Below are 638 nucleotides of genomic sequence, written 5' to 3'. Positions count from 1 at the left end.
TTGGTGGACAAGGCTGCGCGTCGCTATATCGGCGTAACGGTATTGGAGTTCTTGGAAATGGCATTGGACATCGGCTATGTCAGCGCGGTCGGGGCGGGAGCCATCTCGTTCCTGTCGCCTTGCGTACTGCCGCTGGTGCCGCCCTATCTCTGCTATATGGCCGGCGTCTCGGTCGACGATTTCCGCGGCAATGCGGGAACTACGGCGAGGGAAGGCGCGCGCGGTGCGCTGCTTTATTCCTCGATCGCCTTCGTGCTCGGCTTCTCGACCGTCTTTGTCGCGCTGGGCGCCGGCGCCTCGACCATCGGCCGGCTGCTGCGCGTCTGGCAGGAGCCGCTGGCGATGGGCGCCGGTGTGCTGATCATCTTGATGGGCCTGAATTTCCTCGGCGTGTTGCGCATCCCACTGCTGTCGCGCGAGGCGCGCTTCCAGTCGCAAGGCAAGCCGGCAAGTGCGATCGCGGCCTATGTCATGGGACTGGCCTTTGCCTTCGGCTGGACGCCCTGCATCGGCCCGGTGCTGGGGCCGATCCTGACGCTGGCCGGCGGCCGCGAGACGGTGGGCGAGGGCGCGTTGCTGCTAGCCGCCTATTCGCTTGGGCTGGGCATCCCGTTCCTGATCGCAGCGCTGTTTTCCGG

1 protein-coding gene is annotated in these 638 nt (G+C 66.0%); it reads left to right on the top strand.

What is annotated here, in order from left to right:
• Positions 1–57: 57 nt before the first annotated feature.
• A partial coding sequence (locus EN935_RS39220) for a cytochrome c biogenesis CcdA family protein (RefSeq protein WP_164771887.1) occupies positions 58–638 on the top strand: 581 nt, incomplete at its 3' end.

Source organism: Mesorhizobium sp. M7D.F.Ca.US.004.03.1.1, assembly GCF_003998635.1.
Taxonomy (GTDB): Bacteria; Pseudomonadota; Alphaproteobacteria; order Rhizobiales; family Rhizobiaceae; genus Mesorhizobium; species Mesorhizobium loti.
Note: the sequence above shows the minus strand (reverse complement) of the source record. Positions and strands in the feature narration are given on the sequence as shown.